Origin of the sequence: Trichococcus pasteurii, assembly GCF_900112935.1 — a bacterium.
GTDB classification, from domain to species: domain Bacteria; phylum Bacillota; class Bacilli; order Lactobacillales; family Aerococcaceae; genus Trichococcus; species Trichococcus pasteurii.
The window spans coordinates 1-23506 of the sequence record NZ_FONM01000001.1 but is presented as its reverse complement, the minus strand read 5'-3'; the positions used below and the strand labels follow the sequence as shown (position 1 = coordinate 23506).

At 49.7% G+C, this 23506-nt stretch carries 25 protein-coding genes and 1 tRNA gene; 6 read left to right on the top strand and 20 right to left on the bottom strand.

Annotation, left to right across the window (positions count from 1 at the left end; translation table 11 throughout):
• Positions 1–295 precede the first annotated feature (295 nt).
• On the bottom strand, positions 296–2749 hold the full coding sequence (locus BM184_RS00125) for an ATP-binding cassette domain-containing protein (RefSeq protein ID WP_086942019.1): 2454 nt from the start codon (positions 2747–2749) through the stop codon (positions 296–298).
• Positions 2750–2907: 158 nt separating this feature from the next.
• Here BM184_RS00125 and BM184_RS00120 point away from each other — a divergent pair, with 158 nt between their 5' ends.
• Entirely contained in the window at positions 2908–3867 is a 960-nt protein-coding gene (locus BM184_RS00120) for an RluA family pseudouridine synthase (RefSeq protein ID WP_086942018.1), read from the top strand.
• Between the two features lie 124 nt (positions 3868–3991).
• On the opposite strand, the gene BM184_RS00115 is transcribed toward BM184_RS00120, so the two are convergent.
• Positions 3992–4516, bottom strand: coding sequence for a YehS family protein (locus BM184_RS00115; RefSeq protein WP_086942017.1), 525 nt, complete (start codon positions 4514–4516; stop codon positions 3992–3994).
• Between the two features lie 164 nt (positions 4517–4680).
• Between BM184_RS00115 and BM184_RS00110 the strand changes: the two genes are divergently transcribed.
• Positions 4681–4752 (top strand) — tRNA-Val (locus BM184_RS00110).
• Between the two features lie 89 nt (positions 4753–4841).
• Here the strand turns inward: BM184_RS00110 and BM184_RS00105 are convergent.
• Entirely contained in the window at positions 4842–6038 is a 1197-nt protein-coding gene (locus BM184_RS00105; protein ID WP_086942016.1) for an SH3 domain-containing protein, read from the bottom strand.
• A gap of 17 nt (positions 6039–6055) precedes the next feature.
• On the bottom strand, positions 6056–6769 hold the full coding sequence (locus BM184_RS00100) for a TraX family protein (RefSeq protein ID WP_086942015.1): 714 nt from the start codon (positions 6767–6769) through the stop codon (positions 6056–6058).
• Between the two features lie 304 nt (positions 6770–7073).
• Between BM184_RS00100 and BM184_RS00095 the strand changes: the two genes are divergently transcribed.
• Together BM184_RS00095 and BM184_RS00090 are read left to right on the top strand one after the other, a co-directional pair.
• Positions 7074–8225: a pyridoxal-phosphate-dependent aminotransferase family protein gene (locus BM184_RS00095; RefSeq protein WP_086942014.1), complete on the top strand. Its 1152-nt coding sequence runs from the start codon at positions 7074–7076 to the stop codon at positions 8223–8225.
• Between the two features lie 11 nt (positions 8226–8236).
• Positions 8237–8773: an ECF transporter S component gene (locus tag BM184_RS00090; protein ID WP_086942013.1), complete on the top strand. Its 537-nt coding sequence runs from the start codon at positions 8237–8239 to the stop codon at positions 8771–8773.
• Positions 8774–9026: 253 nt separating this feature from the next.
• On the opposite strand, the gene BM184_RS00085 is transcribed toward BM184_RS00090, so the two are convergent.
• From BM184_RS00085 to BM184_RS00025, 14 genes are all read right to left on the bottom strand, one after another.
• Complete coding sequence (locus BM184_RS00085) at positions 9027–9422, bottom strand: VOC family protein (RefSeq protein WP_086942012.1); 396 nt, start codon at positions 9420–9422, stop codon at positions 9027–9029.
• Between the two features lie 86 nt (positions 9423–9508).
• Positions 9509–9880: a VOC family protein gene (locus BM184_RS00080; protein WP_086942011.1), complete on the bottom strand. Its 372-nt coding sequence runs from the start codon at positions 9878–9880 to the stop codon at positions 9509–9511.
• 368 nt (positions 9881–10248) lie between these two features.
• Entirely contained in the window at positions 10249–11466 is a 1218-nt protein-coding gene (locus tag BM184_RS00075; protein ID WP_086942010.1) for a voltage-gated chloride channel family protein, read from the bottom strand.
• Between the two features lie 257 nt (positions 11467–11723).
• Positions 11724–11855, bottom strand: coding sequence for a hypothetical protein (locus BM184_RS15455; RefSeq protein WP_255356057.1), 132 nt, complete (start codon positions 11853–11855; stop codon positions 11724–11726).
• Between the two features lie 493 nt (positions 11856–12348).
• Positions 12349–13098 (bottom strand): oxygen-insensitive NADPH nitroreductase, encoded by a 750-nt coding sequence (gene nfsA, locus BM184_RS00070; protein ID WP_086942009.1) that lies wholly within the window; start codon positions 13096–13098, stop codon positions 12349–12351.
• Between the two features lie 160 nt (positions 13099–13258).
• Positions 13259–13540 (bottom strand): DUF1232 domain-containing protein, encoded by a 282-nt coding sequence (locus tag BM184_RS00065; protein WP_086942008.1) that lies wholly within the window; start codon positions 13538–13540, stop codon positions 13259–13261.
• A 152-nt stretch (positions 13541–13692) separates the two neighbouring features.
• A complete protein-coding gene (locus BM184_RS00060) occupies positions 13693–14673 on the bottom strand; it encodes an aldo/keto reductase (RefSeq protein WP_086942007.1) in 981 nt (326 codons plus the stop codon).
• 41 nt (positions 14674–14714) lie between these two features.
• Positions 14715–15284 (bottom strand): histidine phosphatase family protein, encoded by a 570-nt coding sequence (locus BM184_RS00055; RefSeq protein WP_086942006.1) that lies wholly within the window; start codon positions 15282–15284, stop codon positions 14715–14717.
• An 18-nt stretch (positions 15285–15302) separates the two neighbouring features.
• On the bottom strand, positions 15303–16106 hold the full coding sequence (locus BM184_RS00050) for an MBL fold metallo-hydrolase (RefSeq protein WP_086942005.1): 804 nt from the start codon (positions 16104–16106) through the stop codon (positions 15303–15305).
• 110 nt (positions 16107–16216) lie between these two features.
• Complete coding sequence (locus BM184_RS00045; protein WP_086942004.1) at positions 16217–17098, bottom strand: LysR family transcriptional regulator; 882 nt, start codon at positions 17096–17098, stop codon at positions 16217–16219.
• Positions 17099–17246: 148 nt separating this feature from the next.
• Positions 17247–18422, bottom strand: coding sequence for a MalY/PatB family protein (locus BM184_RS00040; protein ID WP_086942003.1), 1176 nt, complete (start codon positions 18420–18422; stop codon positions 17247–17249).
• A complete protein-coding gene (locus tag BM184_RS00035) occupies positions 18406–19269 on the bottom strand; it encodes a DUF3737 family protein (RefSeq protein WP_086942002.1) in 864 nt (287 codons plus the stop codon). Before BM184_RS00035 ends, BM184_RS00040 begins: the two co-directional genes overlap by 17 nt.
• 91 nt (positions 19270–19360) lie before the next feature.
• Positions 19361–19774: a MerR family transcriptional regulator gene (locus BM184_RS00030; protein WP_086942001.1), complete on the bottom strand. Its 414-nt coding sequence runs from the start codon at positions 19772–19774 to the stop codon at positions 19361–19363.
• Between the two features lie 36 nt (positions 19775–19810).
• Complete coding sequence (locus BM184_RS00025; RefSeq protein ID WP_086942000.1) at positions 19811–20686, bottom strand: DUF1295 domain-containing protein; 876 nt, start codon at positions 20684–20686, stop codon at positions 19811–19813.
• A 321-nt stretch (positions 20687–21007) separates the two neighbouring features.
• Here BM184_RS00025 and BM184_RS00020 point away from each other — a divergent pair, with 321 nt between their 5' ends.
• Entirely contained in the window at positions 21008–21325 is a 318-nt protein-coding gene (locus BM184_RS00020; protein ID WP_086941999.1) for a carboxymuconolactone decarboxylase family protein, read from the top strand.
• Positions 21326–21343: 18 nt separating this feature from the next.
• On the top strand, positions 21344–21757 hold the full coding sequence (locus tag BM184_RS00015; RefSeq protein WP_086941998.1) for a cupin domain-containing protein: 414 nt from the start codon (positions 21344–21346) through the stop codon (positions 21755–21757).
• A 303-nt stretch (positions 21758–22060) separates the two neighbouring features.
• Here the strand turns inward: BM184_RS00015 and BM184_RS00010 are convergent, their stop codons facing one another.
• Both BM184_RS00010 and BM184_RS00005 read right to left on the bottom strand, forming a co-directional pair.
• Positions 22061–23092, bottom strand: a complete 1032-nt coding sequence (locus BM184_RS00010; protein ID WP_218150952.1) for a hypothetical protein — start codon at positions 23090–23092, stop codon at positions 22061–22063.
• A 48-nt stretch (positions 23093–23140) separates the two neighbouring features.
• Positions 23141–23506: transketolase-like TK C-terminal-containing protein (locus BM184_RS00005; protein WP_305727959.1), on the bottom strand; the 366-nt coding region annotated here is incomplete at its 5' end.

Here is a 23506-nt window from a genome sequence, read left to right as displayed (position 1 = left end):
CACAAAAAAAGTGCATGCGCGTCAACAAAACACACATGCACGAGTATTCATCATCATTTCAGCGCTTCACTTGGATGCGGATGCACAATCTGCCCCATAATCCCCTTCACAGAGCCGGCAAAAATACCCGGTCGTGGAGATCAAAAGATGATAAGAATATTCCTGCATGTTTCTTACATCCGCACATACAACACATCATCTTCTGCATGGTTCTGCCTCCCCTTCTTTTCCTAATCGCTTTCTAATAAGATAGCGATTTTCCCGGCATCTGTCAATCATTTTCACTTTTTCGGCCTTAAATGAATTTTCCCGTCACCGAATTTGGGTTTTTCCGGATGTCTGATGGCGTTCCTTCCGCAATGACTTTCCCGCCGGCTGTCCCGCCCCCCGGACCAAGGTCGATGATCCAATCAGCCGCTCCGATGATCTGTTGATTGTGTTCCACAACGACCACCGTGCTGCCGGAATCGACCATCCGATCCAACAACTTCAGAAATTTTTCCACATCAAGCGGATGCAGACCGGTAGTCGGTTCATCGATCAGATACAGATTCTTTTTCCCCTGATTTGCGAGGAGTTCCACTGCCAACTTGAGCCGTTGCGCTTCGCCGCCGGATAAAGTCGTTGTCGTCTGGCCGAGCTCGAGGTACCCGAGACCGACGTCCTGCAGGAGATTCAGGATGCCACTGATTTTTGGGGAATCCGCAAACAGTTCCGCGCCTTCCTCAACCGACAAGGCCACCACTGCGGTGATCGAATGGCCGCGGTAGGTCACGGACAGGACATCATCCTTGAAGCGTCTGCCCGAACAGACAGGGCAAGGAACTTCCTGATCTTCAAAAAACAACAGGTTATTTGTGACGACCCCCAACCCTTCGCAATGATCGCAGCGTCCCCCTTTCACATTGAAGGAAAAGTGATTGGCGGTCATTCCTTTTTCGATGGCAGTCTGCTGCCGGCTGAAGATTTTCCGGATTTCCGTATAAGCATCCGAATAGGTCGCGACATTCGAACGCTTCATCCGGGTGAGCGGGCCCTGTTCCACGACGACAATCCGGTCGAATGAGCCGGTCCCGCTCACCCGATTCGGATCCTCTGAAGGGGCAGTGTCCCCTTTCGCCAGCACATCGAACACGAGCGTCGATTTACCGGACCCCGATACGCCGGTGACACAGATGAGACAGCCGATAGGGAAACGGACTGTCAGGTTCTGCAGGTTATGCTTGTCCGCTTGCCTCACTTCGATGAAATCACCGGACCCTTTGCGGAAAAATTCGCGCGCTTCAGGTTTGCTGTTCAGGTAGGCGCCGGTTACGGACGTCGCTTGACCCTTCAGTTGCTGCAACGTTCCCGTTCCGATGACTCCGCCCCCGTATTTCCCGGCTCCCGGCCCGATATCGACCAGGTAGTCCGCCTCCTCCATGACTACTGTGTCATGTTCGATGACAAGCACCGTATTTCCTTTATCCCTAAGCGACCGCAATACTGTCAGGAGCCCTGCTGTATCTTTTGGATGCAGACTGATTGTCGGTTCATCCAGGATGTAGATGACACCCGTCAGATCCGAATCGAGGACAGCCGCCAGCCTCAGCCGTTGCGTTTCCCCTCCCGAAAGTGTCATCGTCTGCCTGTCGAGCGACAGATAGTCCAATCCCAATTTCAGGATCCGTTTCAGTTTGGTCTTCAGATCCGCCACATAGACGCCCGCCAACAGTTGCTCCGTTTGTTTCAGCCTTTCTTCGAGATTGCTGACCCAATCCATAAGACCGGTCAATGAGGACCCGGACAGTTCAGGCAAGCGCGTCCCTTTCACCGTCACGCTCCTGCTCAGTTCATTCAATCGTTCGCCGTGGCATTCCGGGCAGACAGCGGATTCAAAGTAGGCTTCCCGGAGTTTGGAAGTCCCTTTTTTGTCTGCCATTCTGCGCCAAAGGTTCAGCAGAACCCCTTCATAGCGGCCTTCCACAAGAGTACGGGGCACCGGCACATCCGGGAACAGCCGATGAACTTCTTCACTTTCTGCACCCTGCAGCAACAGCACGTGCTGCGCCGGCGTAAAGTCTTTCACCGGCGTATTTGTTTTTAGCGAAATCCCGTAATGGTCACAAGCGGCATAAAACGACTCCAGTTGATAATCACGGTAGCGTTTTTCCCAAAAAACGACCGCGCCCTCTTCAAGCGCCAACTCTTCATGGAGTACCCGCTTCTCATCGATCGTCAGCACTTCCCCCATGCCCTGGCAAGCTGCGCAGGCACCTTCTTGGGTATTGTAGGAAAAATGGGTACGGGTCAGTTTCTCCATCCGCTGATCGCAATGCGGGCAATACTGGAACACCTTGAAGTCATCGGTGGTCTTTTCGGTCTCCTCCCGGCAATCGGCCGAACTGATTTTCTTCCCGCAAGCCGGGCAGTCCCTTGTGCTCAGCTTCTCGAACAGCATCCGGAGATCGGTATAGATGTCCGTGACCGTTCCCACAGTCGAGCGCGGATTTTTATTGGAAACGTGTTGCTTGATTTGGATGGCGGGGGACACATGGCGAATCGCCTCGATATCCGGTTTGCGGATCCCTTGGTAGCCGATCGCCTCCAGATATTGGCGTTGGCACTCCTGATAAAGCACATCCATCGCCAAAGTCGTTTTCCCGGAACCGGATACCCCTGTAAGGACAATCCATTTGTTCCGCGGCAAGTCCACGGTGATGTTTTTCAGATTCCCTTCCTTCGCACCGATGATCCTGATATGGTCCATGTATGCTCCCCGCTTCCTATTTGATTCTTCTGTCCCAATTATATGCCATTTGCTGCGTTTTTGTCCTGATTATGTGGGATGGATGCCCTGTTTTCTGTTATACTTCAGAAGAGACGACTGCTACAATCAGGCGGCGAACAGAGTCAGGAGCGAAACAGATGAAAAAAACAAACCAAAAGAAACCAATCAACCATAAACGCAATCGTCAGGACAAGGCGAGAGAGCCCCAAAAAAGCCCGTCCACCAAAGGGGTTACCCAATACCCCGTGACCGAACCAAGCGAATTGTTGCCCTTCTTGCTGCAGGTCCTCAGCAAGCAAAGCCGCAATTCGGTCAAATCGATTCTTACCCGCGGACAAGTGACGGTAGACGGCAAGTCCATCACCAAACACAATCACCCCTTGGAACCTGGACAGACTGTCGGCATTTTGGCAAACAAGGAAGCCCTCAAAAAAACTTCCCTTTCCGGTCTCAAGATCCTGTTTGAGGACGAATCGATCATCGTGATCAACAAGGATGCCGGTTTGTTGTCGATGGCGACCGATGATCCCAAGGAGCCGACAGCTTACCGCCAATTGAGCCAGTACGTCAAAGAAGACAATAAAGCGAACCGGATATTCGTCGTGCATCGTCTGGACCGGGATACCTCCGGCGTCATGCTGTTCGCAAAATCCGAAGAACTGAAAGAGAAGCTGCAAAATGATTGGAAGGATATCGTCAAAGAACGCATTTATACCGCTCTTGTCGAGGGCGAAATCAAGAATGATGCAGGCACCATCTCCTCATGGCTGACCGAGAGCAAGGCCATGAAGGTCCATTCCAGTCCGAAAGACAATGGCGGCAAGCATGCCGTGACTCATTACCGGAAAATCCGCGCGAACAAGGAATATTCGCTCTTGGAGGTGCAGTTGGAGACCGGACGGAAGAATCAGATCCGCGTCCACATGGAATCTTTGGGCCACCCGGTTGCCGGAGACAAAAAGTACGGTGCCCGCACCAATCCGATGAAACGTTTGGGGCTGCATGCTTCCACACTCGCATTCATCCATCCCGCTACCGGCGAACTCGTCCGCTTCAGCGCGCCCGTGCCGAAAGCTTTTCTATTGTATTCGAAATGACCCATAGCAAAAAGAGCTGCCTCATTGAGACAGCTCTTTTGCTATATGTTGGGCCTGAAGTATCATGGGAACCACCGGAACCGGAATTCCCCGCCAAAAGCGGTTTGGCGGGCTAAAATACAGTCTATCCTCTGTAGCGCAGCGCCAACCCTTTCAGAAAGTTCCGCGCATAGCGGTCACCGCAAGGCTTGTAGTTGCGGTGACCTTCTTTGCGGAGAACAGCGCTCAGTTCACTTTTCGACACGGTGACGCCTGCCGATTCCAGGATTTCAAGCATGTCTTCATTTGTCAAAGTCAACGCGATTTTCACTTTCTTCAACAGCAGATTGTTGACGTTCCCGTTGTTCAACACAAATTCCGGCTTTGATTCCGGCTCGCCTGGCTTCGCTTGCGGTTTGCCGCGTTGGGAAGTGATGAGCCCATTCAAGAATGATTCCAAGGTCGCATTGTCGCAAGCCAATTGATCATCTCCCGATGGAGCTGCAGCCCCGGCAGTGTCCGTCGCTTCATCCTTCTTTGGATTTTTGAGCATTTTCTGTACAGTTTCCTTCGTCAATTCTAGTCCGCCCAAGCGGAATACTTCGACCATATCCGCATCCTTGATATCCAGCGCATAGCGCAAGCGGATCAATATATCATTGTTGTTCATAATTAGCCTCCAAATTTTCCTTTTCAATTGTCCTTTTCCAGTATACCCTGTTGTCCCATGGAATGCATGCCTTATTCGTTTCTCATTTTTTTAAATTTACCCCTTCACTTCTCACGCAAGTATGTTATAATCAAATATACGAGCAGGTGATTCATCTGTTTATCGGTTCCTTAGCTCAGCGGGAGAGCACTACCTTGACATGGTAGGGGTCGCTGGTTCAATCCCAGTAGGGACCATCAAGCTTCAGCACAGAATAGGAAAGAGGCACGATCGAAAAAATTCGATCGTGCCTCTTTTTATGTTCATTTCTGCAAGAGCCAGTACATCAAATAGCCGCTTCCGGAGCCTCGCTCATCGTTGCATCCAAAAGGTATTCGCCTTTGCTGCTGTTTCCCTCAGTGGAAAAACGCGCATCGAGATCATTGAAATGCCACCATTCCGAAGCCAGCGGTGTCAATCCAGCGTCCGTGCAGTAGCGCTGCAGGAGGATGGCTGCCTCATTCATCGTATCTGCCAAGGTGGCTTGGAGCCAGGCGGTCGGGGAACTGGATTTGACCGGTCCAGTGAACGTAGCCGAAGCCATACTCAATTCATGGATGGTTGTCGGCATCGTGTATTCCGTGTAGCCCGTTATGGCGGTCGCAGCATAGTCGCCGATGACGATTTCCTGTTGTTCCGTTATTTTCGCCAGAGTGACATCGATGGCATAGCCCATCTGATGATTTGAGACGCTTGTCGCAATAAACCAGTTGGTGTCCCAAGGATGGGTATTGATTCCAGCCATCACTTCCGGATCGGATGCAGCCAGATTCGTCAAAGCATCCACCGTCATCTTCTGGGCGGAATAAGGACGATACCCCTCATAGATGACCAAGGTGTTTCCCTCCGCCAAGGCAGCTTGTTGCGCTAAATAAATTTTCTTTGACATGCTGTAAAGCACCGGCACGATATCGGATACCTTACCCAGACGCATATTGTATGCTTTCCCGTCATAAAGCGCCACTCCGGTTATGCCAGGGATCGCTTTTCCGGAAGAAACGAACTTGGATGCGTACGTGTTGGTATTGTCGTAGATGATGGAAGGGATCACGTCCGGAAGGTTGATGAAGCAATAAAGGTGTTGCACCCAGCCTGATTCTGTTTCGGTCTGGACATACCACCAATCGCCCACTTCCTCCACCACTTCAAAAGCGGTTCCCGCCTCCAGTGCCGAAATCGTTTCGGATCCTGCATCAGCAGCCGCCTTCAGATCCATCCGGACCGAAGCATAGCCGGTCGCCCCGTTGACCGGAAGTTCCAGACTCCCTTCATACACCAACGGTTCCGGCTCTTCCGGCTGGACCACCGCTGTGTCCTCTTCTTTTGAAGTTTCACTCGAAGCCGCCTCTTTGACAGCCGAATTCGCCGAAGCGCTCTTCGACTCCTCCGTTTCCGTCTGTTCATCCGAGCCGGAGCAAGCGGACAGCACCACAGCCGTCAGGAAGCCGATGACAGCGCGGCGCCAATTTCTTTTGATACTCATTTACATTCATTCCTCCATTACGCGGATACGATCATTTTTACTAGTTCCAACAGCAACAGATGGAACGGATAAAAGGCATAGAAGCCCCATTTCATCACATTGGATTTCTTGCCTTGACGGCCTTTGTAGAACAGCAGCAGCGGCACCGCCAGAAAAATTCCGATCTGATAAGATTGCATCCAACCGATTTCGCGGATGGACGGGATGATGTGGAACAGAATCCCTATGACCGCAAAACTCAGCAGTTGTTTTTCGGTTTGTCCCCTGAGCAATCCAAAAAACAGGATCCACAAGATCGCTACGTAGTTCCAATCAGCCGGGACCGCCAACAGACAGCATGCCAAAACGATTATTGCCTTAAGCGGAAGGGACCAGTCCTCCCGTTTGGCCGCCGCCAATGCGATCAATCCCAGCGCCAATCCCCAGATGACGCTCGTGGCCTGCCACCAGGGAAGCCCGAAATACCAGACATACGGAAAATGGGAAACTGCGGCAAACAGTACTAACCGCACGATATATTTTTTCAGATTGGATGTGTAATGATAGCCTTCCGCAATCATATAGCACATGATCGGGGCGGCGATCCGCCCTGCAATCCGTAGCGCCACACCTTCAAGGCTGTCCTGCGGCACAAATACTGCAAAGATATGATCGAAGAACATCGCAAATATAGCAAGGTTCTTCAATGTATAGGATGATAGGTCTTTTTGAATCTCGCTAATGCCTTGCATCGGAGTGCTCCTCACTGTACTTGGTTTCGCAGCGTTTTCTGTAAGCTGACTGACGGGTCAATGTTCCCGTCCTTTTCCACAGTATATGCTTCCGGGAGTCCCCGAATCCCCGAAAAAAAGGAAGAGATTTGCGGGAAAACTTACGCAATCTGAAATTGGTTGCGTTCACATTTGCAAAACGCATCCGATAAGCCATTTCTGACCAAATTGGACCCCTCATTTTATGTCGGATTGGACGGTTTCATAGCCCTTCTCATTTGCTAAAATTATCAGCAATATACCAAATGATAAGGAGGATTTCCTGATGAGATACAAACCGAATTACGCCCCGGGTCCGACAGATGTGCGCGAAAATGTGCGATTGGCCCGTGCAAAAAGAACCAACAACAGCGACTTTGACAAAACGTTCGTCCGCTATTACCGTGAGGTCAGCCAAAAAATGGGGCAAGTCATGGGCACTACGAATGAGGTCCTGCTGCTTGTCGGTGAAGGGATCCTGGCTCTCGAGGCCGCTTGTGCGAGCCTGACGGAACCCGGCGACCGCGTGCTCGTGCTGGACAACGGCATCTATGGCGAAGGCTTCAAGGATTTCGTCAGCATCTATGGCGGCGTACCGGTCGTCCTGAGTTTCGATCACCGCAGCGGCATCCCTGCTGAAGCGGTACGCGCCTATCTGGAAAAGGATTCCGACTTCAAATATGCCACCTTGGTCCATTGCGACACGCCGACATCGGTGCTGAACAACGTGACCGAGCTTTGTCCGTTGCTGAAGGAATACGGCATCTTGACCGTTGTCGACTCGGTAGCCGGCATGGTCGGCGAGCCGATCAGCGTTGACGCAAACAAAATCGACATCTGCTGCGGCGGAACCCAAAAAGCCATTTCGGCACCGGTCGGACTGGCGATCGTCTCCGTCAGTGAAGACGCCCAAAAAGCGATGGACAACCGCAAAACGCCTATCGCTTCCTTCTATGCCAATCTGCAGGTCTTTAAAGGCTACGCGGAAAAAGAATACTTGCCTTACACGACTTCTGCGGGCGATGTTGCGGCGCTCGATGCCGCTTTGGACAACATACTGGAGGAAGGCATCGAGGCCGTCTACGCACGCCATGACAGGATCGCTTCCGCAGTGCGCGAAGCCGCCCAAGCGTATGGATTGGCGTTGTTCCTGGATTCCGACCGTTCCAATACCGTCACCGCCATCCGGATACCGGAAGAGATCGGTGCTTTGCGCCTGCAAGAGCACCTCAGCGAAAACTACGATCTGTTGGTCGCAACTTCATTGGCACAATACGCAGATGTGATCCTGCGCATCGGCCATATGGGCGAAAATGCCTTCATCGACAAATTGATTTATGTTTTGGCCATCGTAGACAACGGTCTGCGCGATCTCGGTTTCGCAGGAAAAGGCGACTTGGCCCAACTGTTCATTGCAATTTACAAAGAAAATAATTAGGAGGCTCCACTATGCAAAAAGCACAAGGTTATTCAAACACACGCACTTATGATTTAGTTCTGACGGCGATCCTGATTGCGCTCGTATTCGTCGCTACAGTCTTCCTGAACATCAAATTGCCGATCGGGGCAAATGGTGGCTTGATCCACCTCGGCACTGCGATGCTCTTCCTCGCATCCATCCTGTTCGGACCGAAAAAAGGCGCCATCGCCGGAGCGGTCGGCATGGCCATCTTCGATCTCATGGCCGGTTGGGTTCTGTGGGCTCCCTTCACATTCGTGACGCGCGGCTTGCAAGGCTATCTGGTCGGTAAATTGGCCTGGTCGAAAGGCCGCCAAGGGAACAGCTTTGCTGTGAATCTTTTGGCCACGCTGCTTTCTGTTCCCATCATGCTGGTCGGTTATTATCTGTGCGAATGGATCCTGTACGGCAATGCCATCACACCGTTCGCTTCGATTCCTGGCAACCTCGTCCAGAACGCGGTCGGAATCGCCATCTCTTTGCCGCTGTCGGCTATTTTGAAAAAAATGAACATCACTGCAAGATAATGAATTGAAAAGGAAGGCTCTGTCTCGGGATGAGATAGAGCCTTCCTTTTTTGTTATAGTCCTCGGGTTGTCCAATTCTTTCTGGTTATCGGACAAGCTACAGATCGTTTGCGTGCCGGTTGTCCGATTCTTCCGCATTATCGGACATCATTTGATATATCTGTGGGCACAACACGAAAAGACTGTCCATAAAGAGACAGCCCTCCGTTTTCCCTATATGCTATTTGATAATCCTCAACCTGTTCCGAGGCTGCTATTTTGCATTCAGGTCCGGTTGATGGATCCCGAACAGATTCCCTTCCGTATCGAAATAATATCCCTGCCAAGCCATCCCGGTCAGCGCATTCTTCGGCATTGCGACTTTGCCGCCCTTCTCCAGGATCAGCGCTTCGGTCGCATCGTAATCTTCGGTCCCCATCGTGCACACAAAAGCGTTCAACCCTTGATTTACCTCAGGCGGAGCACTTTGGCGTTGCATCAAAGCGCCGTTGATACCCGGTTCGCTAGCATCCCCTGTAATCGCCCCGAAATAGGGCCTACCCGTAAAAGCGGTCCAATCTTCGAATGTCCACCCGAAAACATCTCCGTAGAAAAGCTTAGCCCGTTCCATATCGTCCACATGGATTTCAAAATGAATAATTCTTCCCATGATTGACCTCCTATTTTTCGAAAAACAGTCGCTGTGGATGGCTCGTGTAATATGCAATTGGAAACAGAATTCCAGCAAAAGGAAAGTTATCTGTGCTGGTCGACGAGGATCGGATTGCCGTCGGGATCCTCAATGATGAAGCTGGCCGGTCCTTCTGATTCCGGATCGGCTTCCGAAACAAAAGCGATTCCTTTTTCCCGCAATTCCTCCTGCAGTTGGCGGACATCCTTGAACGGATTCACTTCCTCCGCGTTGCTGTTCCAACCGGGATTGAACGTCAGCATATTTTTCTCGAACATGCCCTGGAACAGCCCGATGATGCAGTCCTCATTCTTCATAATCAGCCAATTCTGATCGATGTCCCCGCCGAAAGTGCTGAAGCCCAATTTTTCGTAAAATACTTTTGATGCATGTATGTCCTTGACCGTCAAACTGAGGGAAAATGCTCCGATGCTCATGCTTATTCTCCGTTCTGTTTTGGAATTTTTCTGTTTCTGATCCGGGTCGTTCTGAAGAATGTCTCTTTATAGCCTATTATAATTTCGTCAGATGTGAAAAGCTAATTTTAGCGAACCAGGGGGGTTTTTTGAGAAACTGAAATTGCATGGATGAAATGTGCAATTTTATTTGGTTATTGCAGATAGCTCCGGCCGGATGCCCGAATTATCGAATATTGTACCTGTATTCGGCAATTTTGCCCTCCGCAGTCGCCGAATGCCTGGATTATCATACCGGCAAACCCATTCGTAGCCAACACAGAAAAGACTGCCTCAGTTTGAGACAGCCCGCTTCGAAAGTATACGTTACCCTTATTTACTCAGAATAATTATTGCAAATAATCGCTCTTGGCTTTTTCTTGCGCATAGATGGAATACCCGCTGTTGAACACGTAGGCGACCGACACGATCGCAAAAAAATACGGCAAGGTGTCATAGCCGAAGACTTCGACGCCAATGAAGACGGGCGCGATGAAGGTGTTCGTCGCGGATGCGAAAACACTTGCGTATCCCAAGGCGGCCACAAATTCCGGCGGCAAACCGAACACCGGAGCCAGCCAATAGCCCAAGCTTGCGCCGATCGAGAACAAAGGCGTGACTTCCCCGCCCTGGAATCCCGCTGCCAGAGTCACGATCGTCAGCACCAACTTCAGTACCCAGTCGTAGCCGTAGATCGTGCCTTCATCGAAACTGGCGCTGATCAGATTGGTGCCCAAGCCCGAGTAGCGTCCCGTATGCAACGCAAACATCGCGATGGACAGCAACACGCCCACCACAAAAATCCTTCTGTAAGGATCCGCTATCTTTTGCGCCAGCCAACCTTTCGTGTTCTTCAGCAGCTTAGCGAACAACCCGCCGACTGCTCCGAAGACGATGCCCAAGAGGACAACCTTTCCAGCAAAAAGCAAATCGACCGGGACAGCCACACTCAAGTCCACCGAAAATTTTTCCAATCCGAGGAAATGCGAGGTATAGGAAGCCACAAAGGCGCTCAGCGCTGCGGGGAAAAGCGCGCGGTATTCGATTCTGCCGACCATCAGCACCTCCAAGGCGAAAAAGGTAGCCGCCATCGGTGTCTGGAACAAGCCCGCGAAACCGCCAGCCATCCCGGCAACCAACAGGATTTTTTTCGAATCTTGGAAAGGGAGCTTCTTGCCGAAAGTATAGCCGACGGTCGCTCCGATCTGCACGGCTACGCCCTCCCGGCCGGCACTGCCGCCGAATAGGTGGGTCAGCCAAGTACCGCCGATGACTAGCGGAACCAGTCGTTTCGGTATCTCTTCATCCTGCCTGTTCCCCGCGGAGAAGATTAATCCCATTCCTTTGCTGCTGTTTTTGCCGAATTTTTGGTAGATATAGACGATCGCTAAGCCTGCGACTGCGAGGAACGGTAGCAATAATGCGATGTGCTGCCCGCGGAACTGCGTGATCAGAATGAGGACTTCGCCGAACAAGGCGTCCAAAGCTCCCACGAGTATGCCCATCAGGATTGCCGCAATCCCATAAAAAAGTATTTCTTGATAAACCGCTGCTTTCTTTTGATCCATTGTTGTTATCCTTCTTCTATCTGATATTTTTCACCGCGCCTTTTATAAGGCATCCTCAAATGATGATACCACGAAACCAATAGGAATATCTGAAAGTTATTGTCCGAACCGAACGCAACATTTGGATACAGAACCCAATTCCTCCTTGAAACGGAAACAAGCAAAAAAGCCCAGAAGCCGATGACTCATCAATTGTGAGTCAGGGATTCCAAGCTTTTTAATTTACAGCTCTGCGTTCATAGGGGGCTGTTTATACCTTATTTGCCGCTTGTTTGCGCTTGTTTTTTCTTCAAACGCTCTTGTTTGCGCATGTCGATCTCTTTGTAATACGCTTCCCACGATATTTCAATAGTCACGTTCTGCGAATTCGTATAGACGATGTTCTTCATATATTTCTTGCTCCTTCTTTAGCGTAACCATATGCGTACGCTACTATCTTTCAACCTCCTCATATATCCTTTTTTTCTGTATTTAGAGAAATCAAAAAGGCACTCAATCGAGTACCTTCCCGTCTCTACTTATTATCATAAGAAAGAAAAAGGTATTCCTGTACAGGAATCGCGGCTTTTTCACTATCAAATCTAAATCTTGGAAATTCATGTTGCGGGCACCACACTGTGGCGCTACATAATAAATTTAACTTCGCTTATTTTTGGTTCCGTTTGCCTGCAGCATCCGCTGCAGAATAGAGAAAAGCCATGGTTCCATACATATCAGTTGCATATGTTCTTGGACGTTGAAAGGTAACTATAACACGAATATCCGTTCGATGCAAGTGGAAATATTTATTTTCTAGAAGCTATGGTGAATTGCTATTTGAAAAACTAAATTCCAGTTGAGTGTTTCAAAATACGGAATTAACTTCTGCAAAGTCCTAAATAGTCAGTGCTTGTTCATTCCTTGCTTTTCGACGAAATCATGCATGTACATGCGTTGCGGATGGGAGAGCATCTCTGCCATCTGGCCGGTCCAAGTGTCGCAGCGTTCGCCTTCGGTCCGCGCCCGATAGTACTCTTGGATCTCTTCGTTGTACTGCTTCAGTTGTTCTTTATAAACCGCATTATTCTGTTGATACTCGTTTTCATGGTAAATATGTTCGAAAGGCAGACGCGGTTTCTGGTCGTTGACGCTGGCCGGATAACCGACCGCCAGTCCGAAGAGCGGGATCACTTTATCGGGAATCTTCAGGAGTTCGCTGACTTTTTCGAGGTCATTCCGCAAGCCGCCTACGTAACAGATCCCGAGCCCCATCGCTTCAGCCGCCAAAGCAGCATTCTGGGCAGCCAGGGATGCATCAACCACGCTGACCATGAATTTCTCGGTGCTCTCAAGCGAGGCTGCAACATCCTTCCCTTCCATCTTTCCGATCACATCGTGGCGATGCAAGTCGGCGCAAAACACGAAGAAATGGCCATTCTCGGCAACAAAATGCTGGTTGCGCGCGATTTTCGCCAATTCGCGTTTTTTGTCAGGATCCGTGACTCCGATGATGGAGTAGGCCTGCACAAAGCTCGAAGTCGAAGCCGCCTGGGCGCTGCGGACAATCGTTTCTATCTGTTCCGGGTTCAAATGTCGTTCTTCAAAATCCCTTACCGTGCGATGCGCCAGGATGCGCTCGATCATTTCATTCATCTATTGTTTTCCTCGCCTTCAGAATAGCTTATATTGAATCCATAAGATCATTCTAAAGGATTGCAGAAGCCACGTCCAACCGGGTGCTCAAGGTACAAACCGCGAAAAAGCCCCGCTCCTTTGCCATTTAGGCGAGGAACGGGGCCAGAAAATCCATGCATTATATTTTTTTGGCTTCTTTGATTGGACGCTCGTTTTCTTCAATCGCTCCGTCGCTCAATAGTTTTTCAGCGACCAAAAACAGGATCGGCAACAGCACATCGTCCGCGTAACCGGCCATCGGCACAAAATCCGGGATAATGTCGATCGGACTGATGATGTAAAGAATGATCCCCAACACCAGCCATTTTTTCTTGCCGTCGACTTTGGAATCGAACAGGGAAAGTATAAGTGACTTGACTTTACTAAACGGTGTCAGACTGATTTTCTTTTTTACTTTCATTATGCATTTTCCTTTGCTGATTGATTTGGACAACCATTCTTAGCACCCAGCTTTTTGAGCTGGCTCTGTCTGGTTATCGTGAACAAAGTATACTGCTTATCTTAAGTAAATAAATCAGTCTCAAGGATGATTTTTCTACCTGCCGGAATGCCTCAGCTGTGTCCGACAATCAAATGCGGAACATACGGTTCTTCCAGGAATGCGACTTCGTCAGCGGTCAGCTTTACAGAGACGGCATCCACCGGTTTATCTAAGTGCTCCAGCTTTGTCGCCCCGATGATGGGAGCTACGACCGGTTCCTTCTGCAGGAGCCAAGCCAAGGCAATCTCGACGCGGGAAACACCTCTGTCAGCGGCTACTTGCGCCAATCGTTCGACGATGATCCGGTCCTTATCGGCAGTGGCATCGTATTTCGAACGCGCCACGTTATCCGTTTCCATTCGTTTGGACGTCTCCGACCAATCGCGCGTCAATCGTCCTGAAGCCATTGGACTGTACGGGGTCACAGCGATTTTTTCTTCCCGGCAAAGCGGCAGCATTTCCCGCTCCTCTTCGCGGTAAAGCAGGTTCAGATGGTCCTGCATCGACACGAAGCGCGTCCAACCGTTCTTTTCCGCAACATGCAGCGCTTTTTGGAACTGCCAGGCATACATTGCGGAAGCTCCGATATAACGGGCCTTCCCGGATTTCACCACATCATGCAGGGCTTCCATCGTTTCCTCGATCGGTGTGTTGTAGTCCCAGCGGTGGATGATGTAGAGATCCACATAATCCATATCCAGACGCTTCAGGCTGTTGTCGATTTCGCTCAGGATGGACTTGCGGGACAGCCCGGAACCGTTCGGGCCCTCGTGCATCTTGCCGTGGACCTTCGTTGCGATGACCACTTCATCACGCTTGGCAAAGTCTTTGATCGCGCGTCCGAGGATTTCTTCGCTTTTTCCCAATGAATAGACATTCGCTGTATCAAAGAAATTGATGCCCAACTCCAAGGCGCGTTTGATGATCGGCCTGCTTTCATCTTCCTTCAACGCCCACTTGTGCAGCCATGTATCCGGATCCCCGAAGCTCATGCAGCCCAAACAGATCCGCGATACATCCATCCCTGTGTTGCCGAATTTCACATATTCCATCTTTTTTCCTCCGTTCCTCTTAAACGTACAGTCTTATTGCGTTATAAAACCGGCCGGACTACTTCCTCCAATCGGAATACCTTCTCTTTATATTCGTAAACGAAGATGCTCCCGTTCGGGAAACCCTTCGCCAACTCCTCCGCCGGGTCTTGCCAAAGCTTCAGAAAGTTGTAGCAGGCGCCACTGTGCGAAACTGCCAAAACGTTCGTATGATCATCCTGCTCCATCACTTCGGTCAGTGTCTGTGCCATCCGTTCCGCCACATCATTCGTATTTTCCCCGCCGAACGGCACAAAGAACGACACGATTTCCTGTGGTTCCTTCGGTTTGAGCATCTCCCGCTCCCCTTCGAAGAAGCCGTAATTGACCTCCTTCAAGCCTTTCAGACGGGCATAGGGCATGTCGGTAATCAGTTCCAACGTATCGCTCGCCCTTTCCGACGTCGAACTGTACGCATGATCGAAGCTGATGCCTTCCGATTCGAAATAATCCCGCACAGCCTGAGCCTGTTTGATGCCCCGTTGCGTCAAAGGTGAGTCGCTCCATCCCTGAATCTTTCCTTGAATATTGAACAAGGTTTCCCCGTGACGGACCAAATATAATCGTTTCATCCGCAAATCTCCCATCATTTAGGATTTTTTCAGGCTGAATGGCTGCCCTGGAGCATAAGCATGGATCCTTTCCGGATTAACCACCCGGTCGTACAAGGATTGCGGGTCGGCGTTGAAAACGTTCAGATCAGGTGCATCCACCGTGCCCCAATGGCATAGGATAAGATGCGCTTCAGGATAGGTGTTCGCCATTTGGATGGCCCCTTCCAATCCGATATGCCACTCGTTGTCGGAAAAGTCAAAGAGGATCGCATCCGGCTGCGGCATCTCCAGGTGCTCCTTCATCAAACGGGAATCGCCCGGTGCCCAGATGATCCCATCCGGCGTCTCAATCCAAAAACCGCAGTAATCCTCCAACCGGAATACCCGGTAATTGTATTTGGCTTTTTCATTCTGCCAGGCATGGTCCGCCGGCGTCAGCGTTATTTTGGCCGGACCGACTTCGAAGCTGTCGCCGATGTCATGCCCGTTTGCCGGAAACCCTTCCGCCTGCATCAGTTCGGCCACATAATGCGGCCCGTGGAATGCCTTGGAGACATGCTCCATCGCGTGCAGCGACGGCACGCTGTAATGGTCATTGTCGCAGTGCGTAATCAAGACCGCATCCAGATGCGGGATATTTTCAGGCGCAATCGGCATGTCGATCAAAAGCGGCATATCAAAACCCTTCAGCATCGGATCCATCATGATGCAGGTGCCGCGGGTGTTCACGAACATCCCGCCGCTGCCCAGCCAGCGGACTTCCGTGTGGTCGATCGGTTGAAAAGCTTCTTCTCCAAAGAATACGGTAGGTGGTGGAACGGCTTGTTTGTGTGTTGCCATTTTATTTTCCTCCTTCTGATCCGGTTCATCCGGACAACTGCAGACTATCTTATAGTGCTTATCTTAACGCTGTTTGGGCGCCAATACCAATAGTTATATTGCATCATGAATCATGCCTGCAAAGCATGCTTCAATTCCTCGATGAACTTCGCGACGACAGGCGGGAAAGTCTGGTATTTTTTCCAGGCGATCACAAAACCTGTTTCCAATACGGGATCCAACAATTTAAAACAAAGCGGACTGTCCTCACTTTCCGGAATAAGCTTTTCAAGACAAAGCGTATATCCCAGATCTGCCTCCACCATGATAGCGGCATTGTAGATCAGATTGTAGCTTCCGATGATGTTCATTCGATCGTACGCATCACCGAACCAGTTCGCCAACTCATTGCGGACAATCGACCTGCCTGCTACCAAAATCGGATAAGGCAGTAAGTCATCCGGGTTGATTTCCGATTTTTGCGCCAAGGGACTGTCTTTTCTCATAAGGACGCCCCATCTTTCTTTTTGCGGAATCCGGAGGAAATCGAACTTTTCGACGTCCACCGGTTCCGTCAACAGACAGATGTCGAGCAGCCCTTTATTGGCCCGGTCCTTGATTTCGTCGGCATCCGCACTGTGAAACTTGTAGGTGACCTGCGGATAATCCAGACTGAATCGCTTGATATGTTCAGCCAACAGCCTCATGAATTGCGTTTCGCCAGCGCCGATCGCAATTTCGCCGTTCATGAGTGGCTTCTGCTGCTTCAGCTCCTTCTCGGTCCGATGGGTCAAATCCAGAATTTCTTCAGCCCTTCGCTTCAGGAGCAAACCCTCGCTTGTCAAAGTGATTTTCCTTTTTCCGCGCCGGAACAACTGGACACCCAACTCCTCCTCCAACTGCATCATCTGCCTGGACAATGTTGGCTGCGTGATGTGCAATTTTTCGGCTGCGCTAGTGATGTTTTCCTCATAAACAACCGTCAAAAAATAATGCATGACCCTTAATTCCATAATTACTGTGCTCCGTTTGCTGATTATTTCGCCATCGAAGGCGTTTACACTTCCATGATGACACAAGTATCCCCATCCGACAAGCGGGAGCCCAAACCAAAAAACACTGCATTTCCGCATCAATAGTGCGGCCTTGCAGTGTTTCCCCTTATAGCGGATATTCCATTTTGTACGACGCGATTCCTTCGGCGAAACGTTTGATGCCGTCCTCCAGGAGTGCTTTCGGGCAGGCATAATTCCAGCGGACAAAACGCGATCCGTTGCCTCCAAAGATATTTCCCTCGGACAGGTACAGTCCCGTTCTCTCCCTGATAAACGCGCACAGTTGTTTCGTATCTTCCGTAATCGCCGCGCAATCGATCCAGGCCAGATAAGTAGCTTCAGCCTTGACCACCTGGATTTCAGGAACAAGTTCCTTCAAAGAAGCAATCAGGAATTTTCGGTTCAGTTCCAGATATTCCCGCAGCTCCTCCAGCCATTCTTCCCCTTCGTCGAAAGCCGCTTCAGCCGCTTGGATCGCGAAAGTATTCGGTTCCGCCCCTTCATCCGTATTGATCCCTCTGTCCACTTGTTTTCTGATTTCAGGATTCAGGATGACGATCGCCGCTGTTTGCAGTCCGGCGATATTGAAAGCTTTTGTCGGCGCGATGCAGGTGATTGTCCGGTCAGCAATCTCCTCGGAAATGGAGGCAAACGGGATATACGCGTGGCCGATATGCGTCAGATCGCAATGGATTTCATCACTCACGACCAGCACATCATGTTTGATGCACAGTTCGGCGATCCGTTCCAGCGTCGGCCGATCCCAAACTTTGCCGATCGGATTATGCGGGTTGCAGAAAATGAACAGCGAAGTCGTTTCGCGGGCCAGTTTTTCTTCCAGATCCGCATAATCGATGGCATAGCTTTCGTCTTCATAGCGCAATTCGCTCGCCAAGACTTTCCGACCGTTGTTCAGGATGGAATTGTAAAAGATGTTGTAGACCGGCGCAAGAACAACGATGTCATCGCCTATTTCCGTCATTTTCCGCACAATCGAAGAGATGGCCGGGACGACGCCTGTGCAATAGAGGATCCATTCTTTTTCCATCGTGAATCGATGCCGCCTCTGCCACCACCTGATGATGCTTTCCCGAAAACTGTCAGGGACGGTATTGTAGCCGAAAGCGCCTTGCCGAATCCGCTTTTCGATGGCGTCAACAACAACAGGCGCCGTTCCGAAGTCCATGTCCGCCACCCACATCGGCAGCTCGCCCGCTTTGACATCCCACTTGTAAGAGTCGGTGTTCCGTCTGTCGATGATCTGATCAAAATCGAATGGCATATTCCTGTTCCTCCGCAAGCTGGTATTTGGTGTTCTCGGCCGCGATTTCCGGGTCATCCAGGATCAATTCTCCGATTCCCGCAGCGGTTATCGTGCCGCTGATCGGATTTTTGACGCTGTCGATGCGGCTGTTCGCTTGAACGTCGACCGTCGAATATTCGAACGCCAGATCCGTGTTGATGATCGTGCAATTCTCCATCTTCACGTTTTCCATGTAGCACATGCCTTGGTTGCTCTCAATGATGCAGTCGATGAAGGTGATATTCTTGGAATTCCAACCCAAATATTCGCCGATGATCGTCGAATCCCTGACGACCACATTCTCGCAATTCCAGAAAGCATCTTTTGAAAGCAACTTGGCATGTGAAACCTCAATATTCTTCGCACCATCAAAGGCATAGTTGCCCGACAGCGTAAAGTGCTCGATATGGATATTTTCGCTGTTCATCGCAAAATAATCGCCCGCTGCGTTTACATGTTTCAGCGTAATATCGTTGCAGTTCCATAACGTTTCTTGGGCATTTGGCATTTCCACTCGTTCCAGCGTGATATCGGTGGCTCGCCTGAATGTCTTGGGCGCTTGGATCATGCTGTCGGTGAGGGTGATGCCAGTTGTATACCAAATGCCGGAACGCGCTGTGTCCACTAAAGTGATGTTGTTTGCCTGAATATTCCGCGCATACCACAAAGGATATTTCCAACGGAAGATCGTGTTGTCGAGTATGATATTGCTGCTTTCCTTCAACGGAGACTCTCCGTCCGCAAAGACTGAATGACTGATCTGCAGGTCTTTTTCTTTGAATAGAGCCCGTTCCCCGGTGAATAGCTGTTGATTAAGATGTTCCATAATTCATTACCCCTCTCTGATACATACAGAGCGTACACCTTAACCTTGACATTAAGTCAAGCACTAAAAATAAGCCAGCCAAATGGCGGGCTTACTTCGTACTTTTTTCCTTTTCTGCTTCCGGTTGAGTGGAGAAGTCCTCTTTATTCCCTTGAAGGCGCTCCTCGTAGAAATCGATCTTATTTTCGATCACCTCAAGATTGTGCATCAATGCTTGGATATCTTTTTCCAACAAGCGTCGTCTCTTTTCCAAGAGTTCCATCCGCTCCAGCATCGTCGCATCCCCTTCGGCACGCCAAATGGTGTACTGCTTCAGTTCCGCCATCGACATGCCTGTGCCTTTCAGATGCAGAAGAAAAGTCACCCATTTTAAATCCTGATCGGTATAGACGCGCAGGTTGTTCTCATCGCGATCCGGTTTCAACAGCCCTTCATTTTCATAGTAGCGCAGCGTCGACACAGGCAGACCGATCATTTTCGAAAATTCTCCGATTGAATAGGACATGCAATCCCACCTCCATTTATTACGCATACTATAGCACTATTTTTTAGTGAAAGGAAAAAGCATTGGAACTCTTTTGGTGTATTCTTCCCATCCATCATATTTCTCCATATTTTTCTCCAGTAATGGCGTGGATATTTTGATTAATACGGTACTCATTAAAATAGGCGAGATGACTAATAACAGATAATAATAAGGGTTGATGGAATCCGTAAAGAACAAGGTAATACCACTTGCATACAATCCGATCCAGATCAGGATTTCACCGAAATAGTTTGGATGACGTGTGATTGACCATAATCCTGATTGCAGAAGTGTGCGTGTTTTTTTATTGATGTGTCGTCTTAGTTGTTCATCACCGACTACTTCAAAGAACAATCCTGCCAGCGCAATGAATAATGCAGCGTAAACGAAATAGCGGTGAGCTGAATCAAAGCTGAATTCGTTGTATTTGATTACCACATAGCTTGCAGATCCAACGATAAAATTGATGATACCCTGAACCACAAACACTCTGAAAAAGGCGGTGATGACTACTTTATCGCCCCATTCTTTACGCCACTGTGCGTATCTGAAATCTTCGGGTTTCCCATAATTTCTTTTCAATAAACGCAGTGATAACCTAAGGCCCCATACACTAATGAATCCAACGATAGCATACGATAAAACTGTGGGATTTTCAGTCACAAGCAGTGTAAGCCAGCTCCCCACAACAAAGCCCATCCCCCAACCAATATCGACAATTGAATTGTTTTTGATTACTGTTGCGATAATAAAGATGATCGTAAAGTAAGCAAAGGTAAAAATTAATGGGACAAGCAGTCCGTCCAAACCTGTATTCGTGAATCCTTGTGTCGCTATTGCTAATGTTGCTATAAATAATAGCGTATAAATTACAATTCTTTTCTTATCCATAGGCCACCTCTTTCAAATTTCTATACATCCTGCCACACCAAAAAAAGTAAAATAATTCAGCCCGTTCTATCGCTAAGATGTAGTACTCTCATTGTACACTAATATATAACAAGCAATCGAATAGAAGCTCTTACATGAAGCCCGAATTTTCTACCCTTTTCAGAGAATGCTCAAATTGAACAGGCCATGTGCTTTCACCTCCATTTTCAAAGATACAACAGTACGATATTTTGAGAACGGAAAAGAATTATGAACTCGCGCTTGACTTAAAGTGCACTCTAGGGAGTATGCTGAATGTAATATTCCTAAGGAGATGATTTTATGGCAAAAGTAACTGCAGGAAGAGATTTATTGGGCGATTTTGCGCCAAAATTTGCTGAATTGAATGACGATGTTCTGTTCGGGCAAGTCTGGTCGCGGGAAAAGGAATTCGCGCCGCGCGATCGTTCCATCGTCACCGTCACCGCACTCATCACAGGCGGAAACTTCGAGCAGCTTCCGTTCCACTTGAACAAAGCGAAAGAAAATGGCATTACAAAAGAGGAGATTGTGGAAATCATCACCCAGCTTGCGTTCTATGTCGGCTGGCCGAAAGCCTGGTCCGCATTCAATATCGCAAAAGAAATATACAAAGATTAATTCACAGGAGGAAAAAATATGTCCAAAAACGAAGAAGTAAAAAAAGGCGTCATCTTCCCGATCGGGGATGAAAATACAGCTTACGCGCAGTACTTTGTCGGCCAAAGTTATTATAATGCACTGGTTGCCGATCCTGAAGTGGCTGTCGGCGTCGGCAATGTGACCTTTGAACCGGGTTGCCGCAACACCTGGCATATCCATCACGACGGCTACCAGATCCTGTTGGTCACCGGCGGAGAGGGTTGGTATCAGGAAGACGGCAAGCCTGCCCAATCCTTGAAGCCCGGGGATGTCATCGTGACGCATGACGGCGTGAAACATTGGCACGGTGCCGCTAAGGACAGCTGGTTCGAGCACATCGCCATCACTGCCGGAAAACCGGAATGGCTGGAAGCTGTTGCTGAAGATTTGTATGAAGGACTGCATCAATAATTGCAAAAAAAAGAATGTCCGGCCTTGGAATTGGGGCCGGACATTCTTTTTTGATTGTATTTTATTAGTGAAAAAGATTTGCGGGCGGCCGTTAGTCGGAGGAAATCTTGGTTTCACCCTCCAGCTCCGGAGAGGCGGCTGCCCGCCGGAGGACACCGGTCAGAACCGACCTCACCTCCTGCGAAGCGGACCTCGCCGGAGATTACAAGCAATAATGTTGGCCGAACTCCGGCGAAGCCTCCGTTCACCGAAGGAGAACGATCAGGTACCCTGTCCTCCCGTTAGTCATCATTCGCCGTCAAATCAATCTTCCACTATATAGACTGCTGCTTCGTTGCCGGTATGGTTGGCGGCTACTATGATGTCCCGATCCGCTTCGTTCACAACCATGATATTGGATGGGCCGCAGCCTTTGTCGACGATTTCCGTCTTGAATTCGCCGTCCACATATTGAATGTAAAACAGGTCGCAGTTTTCGCGCCGGATACCGCCGACAAAACTAGGAACTCCCCTAAGCGTGGTGCCCACCAAGGTATGGGCGAAATCGATTTTATGCGGATATTCATAAACTGATTCATAACCGGATTCCGTCTTTTTGTAGATTTTGATGCTGTCGCCATGGAATGGCTCGATCGTGATCATTTCTTTTTCCCCGTCCGAGTCGATGTCAAACAATGCGACTTCGCCTATCGGAGTGTCCAAAATCTGCTCAATTTCCCATTCTTTATCAGCAAACGGCGTCACTTTGATGATCCCTTGATCACTTGTGAAGTAGCCGACCGGTTTGTCGCCTTCATAATCCTTGTAGTAACCATGGTTGCGGAAATAGCCTTTCCCTAAAACCTTCAGCTCGACGCCTTCGGTAGGGTCTTCCGGCAGTACACCATAATAGATGCTGCCTGATCGCGACCAATCGTCCTTGAAATCTTTGTCGTCCGCTATCGTGGCGCCAACGAAATAGTTCACGCCGTCCACAGCGTAGATGTCGAAACGGTGCAGGTAAGGCAGATACAGCACATCCTTGATTTCCCAACCGGTTTCCGCGTCATACTTGCCCCAGACGACTTTCGCTTTGCTTGGGCTGACCTTCAGGTAAAAATCGACGATGGCCAGAAATTCATTGCTTTTGTTCGGGATCGGAATGATGGACATGCAGCCACCGCCCTTTTCCCAAACGGTTTCTTTTTTTTCGAAGTCTTTGCCCGAATACATGTAGCAAGGGTAGCCTTCCTCTTCGCTGGCGATCAACGCGCACGTTTCGCCTCCGATTGTGATATAACTGGCGCAATAGCTTCTATACATATCATCCAATTTTTTCTTGGTTATCTTCATCATTTTTGCTCCCTTCATCATTAGCCCCGCACAGTTGCAGCAGGATTCCGTTTACTTTACGAACTTCGCTTGATAAGCCGCAACCACTTTTTCGGTCGTAAACCCGAACTCAGCCATCACCGTGTTCCCGTTTCCGCATGCGCCGTAAGTATCGATGCCGTAAGCCAATCCATCCAGGCCGACATAACGTTCCCAACCGAAGGTCGCGCCCATTTCGATGGACATGCGGTTGCGGACTGCGCCAGGCAGGACTGTTTCTTTGTAGGCCGCATCTTGGGCTTCGAACAGATCGAAACTCGGCATGGAGACAACAGAAACGTCCACTCCGGCTTCACGCAATTGTTGCTGCGCTTCAACAGCCAAGTTCACTTCCGAACCGGTTGCGATCAGGATGCCGGCAGGCGTTTCGCCTTGTTG